Below are 3,245 nucleotides of genomic sequence, written 5' to 3'. Positions count from 1 at the left end.
TAGGTTGTGCCGGCGATGACCTACTCTCGCGCTGGACGCACTACCATCGGCCCCGGGTGCTTATCGGCCGTGTTCGGGATGGGAACGGGAGTGTCCACCCGGGCATGGTCACCGGCAGTTCGGGTGCGGGGGGGCGGCCCTACCGGGCCGGCCCCCCCGCGGTGTACGGGGGCACGCAGTGTGCGAGGAACGCGGTGTGTGTGTCCGTCCAGTGTCCGGTCGACCGAGGCCCGAACCCCCGGGTCACGGGGGGAGGGGCGGTGCGGCCAAACGGTCGGCTGTTAGTACCGGTCGGCTGAGCGTGTCGCCACGCTTGTACGTCCGGCCTATCGACCCGGTCGTCTCCCGGGAGCCTTCGTCTTTCGAGGCGAGACCTGATCTAGGGGGGAGTTTCACGCTTATATGCCTTCAGCGTTTATCCGTTCCGCACGTGGCTACCCGGCGGTGCGACTAGCGTCACAACCGGCACACCAGGGGTGCGTCCCTCCCAGTCCTCTCGTACTAGGGAGGAAGCCCCGCGAGTCTCGTCCGCCCGCAGCAGATAGGGACCGACCTGTCTCACGACGGTCTAAACCCAGCTCACGTACCGCTTTCATCGGCGAACAGCCGAACCCTTGGGAGCTTCTCCACCCCCAGGATGCGATGAGCCGACATCGAGGTGCCAAACCTCCTCGCCGCTATGAACGCTCAGAGGAGATAAGCCTGTTATCCCCGGAGTACCTTTTATCTGTTGAGCGACGGCCCTTCCATCCGGGACCGCCGGATCACTAACCCCTGCTTTCGCACCTGCTCGCCCCATCGGGCTCGCAGTCAAGCCCCCTTCTACGTTTACGCTCGGTGCCCGATTGCCGACCGGGCTGAGGGGACCGTTGGGCTCCTCCGTTACCGTTTGGGAGGAGATCGCCCCAATCAAACTGCCCACTTAGCACGGTCCCCGGCTCGGGTTCACGAGTCCGGGTTAGAATTCAAGCACGGCAAGGGTGGTGTTTCATCGACGGCTCCCCCCGACCCGAGAGTCGGGGTTCACGGCCTCCCACCTACGCTACGCATGCCGGGCCTAAACCCAATACCAAGCTGCAGTTAAGGTTCACGGGGTCTTTCCGTCTAGCTGCGGGTAGGTCGCATCTTCACGACCACTACAGTTTCACCGAGTCTCTCGTGGAGACAGTGGTCCAGTCGTTACGCCATTCATGCAGGTCGGAACTTACCCGACAAGGAACTTCGCTACCTTAGGACCGTCATAGTTACGGCCGCCGTTTACCGGAGCTTCAGTCGCGGGCTTCGCCTTGCGGCTGACCCCCTTCCTTAACTTACCGGCACCGGGCAGGCGTCAGTCTGTATACCGCGGCTCACGCCTTCGCACAGACCTGTGTTTTTAGTAAACAGTCGCTAGACCCTTTTCGCTGCGGCTGGCTCGCGCCAGCGCCCCTTATCCCGAAGTTACGGGGCCAATTTGCAGAGTTCCTTCACGAGAGTTCTCTCGAGCGCCTTGGAATACTCATCCCGCCTACCTGTGTCGGTTTTGGTACGGTTTCCGGCAGCAACTTCTTGCCGGCGGGGTCCGGGATATCGGGGTCTTAGTCGCCCTGAGGCAATCTGGTAAGCCTACACCCTTTCCCCACCGGGTTTACACTGCCGGGAGCACAGGAGTATTAACCTGTTCCCCGTCCGCTACGCCTCTCGGCCTCGCGTTAGGCACCGGCTGACCCTGGGCGGATTTACCTTCCCCAGGAACCCTTAGGCTTACGGCGGACGGGATTCTCACCCGTCTTATCGTCTACTCGTTCCGGCATAGTCACTTGCGTGCGCTCCACGGCCCGTCGTCCGTACCGCTTCGCCGCACACGCAACGCTCTCCTACCGCGTGTATCGCTACACACCCGCCGCTTCGGCGTGACGCTTGAGTCCCGTTCATTATCGGCGCGGAACCCCTCGACCGGTAAGCTATTACGCACTTTTTAAATGGTGGCTGCTTCTAAGCCAACATCCCGGCTGTCTCGGGGGTTCGACCTCCTTTCGCACTGAGCGTCACTCGGGGGCCTTAGCGGGCGGTCCGGGCTGTTCCCCTCTCGGCGGCGGAGATTGTCCCCCGTCGCCTAGCTGCCGGGCCTTGTACAGGGGTATTCGGAGTTTGGCTCCGACGGGTAGCCGGGTAGGCCCCCGTTCGGAATCAGTCGCTCTACCCCCCCTGCCAACTAGCCCGACGCTAACCCTAAAGTTATTTCGGAGAGAACGAGCTATCTCCACGTTTGATTAGACTTTCACTCCCCCGCCCGGCTCATCCCCGAGTTTTTCAACACTCGTGGGTTCGGCCGTCCAGTGGGTGTTACCCCACCTTCGTCCTGGCCGGGCGTCGGTCACGTGGTTTCGCGTCTGCCGCCGACGACCCAACGCCCCGTTGGGACTCGGTTTCCCTGCGGCTGCGGGCCAAAAGCCCTTAACCCTGCCGCCGACGGCAAGTCGCCGGATCATTATGCAAAAGGCACGCAGTCAGGCCTGCCCTCGCGGGCGTAGCCCTCCTACCGCTTGTAGGCGTGTGGTTTCAGGTTCACTGTCCTCCCCTCTCGGGGTTCTTCCCATCGTTCGCTCGCGCTACTCTACGCTATCGGTCGCCGGGGAGTATTTAGCCTTGCGGGATGGTCCCCGCGGATTCGGACCCACTTCCACGTGTTGGGTCGTACTCAGGATCCCACCCGGCTCCTCCCGCTTTCGCGTACGGGGCTTTCACCCTCTCCGGCCGGCGGTTCCACGCCGTTCCGCTTGCGGTCAGAGTCCTACTGGTGGTCCTACAACCCCGGGGGGTCGCCCCCCCGGTTTGGGCTCGTCCGCGTTCGCTCGCCGCTACTGACGGAATCGAGGTTTCTTTCTCTTCCTAGGGGTACTGAGATGTTTCAGTTCCCCCCGTTGGCTCGGGTACCCCGGGATCAGAGCTCGCTTGACAGCTCCCCCGGGCTTTTCGCAGCCTGCCGCGCCCTTGAGCCTCCCGGCGCCAAGACATCCCCCACACGCCCTTACTAGCTTGGCCGCACCGCCCCCACCCCCGGGCTCTCCCGGCAAGGATGGGGGCGGCGTCTTCCACTCGCCACGACACACCGACCTCCCAGCGGCCGGCGTCGGGCGGATGAGCTTCCGCTCCCAAGGCCTCGGTCACCATCACCACTGCCCAGATACACACTTCACTCGCGTCCGGCCCCGGGCCCGCCCCGCACGCCACCGCCCCGGGTCACCCCGGGCCGACGCCGCGCC

The 3,245-nt window shown here is 63.8% G+C and carries 2 rRNA genes; both read right to left on the bottom strand.

The features are described 5' to 3' along the window. Positions 1 to 7: 7 nt before the first annotated feature. A 5S ribosomal RNA gene (gene rrf, locus AC5JL3_RS32155) occupies positions 8 to 116 on the bottom strand. Positions 117 to 262: 146 nt separating this feature from the next. Further along, positions 263 to 3,024 (bottom strand): 23S ribosomal RNA (locus AC5JL3_RS32150). Between the last annotated feature and the right edge of the window lie 221 nt (positions 3,025 to 3,245).

The organism is Symplocastrum torsivum (assembly GCF_059505465.1).
Note: the sequence above shows the minus strand (reverse complement) of the source record. Positions and strands in the feature narration are given on the sequence as shown.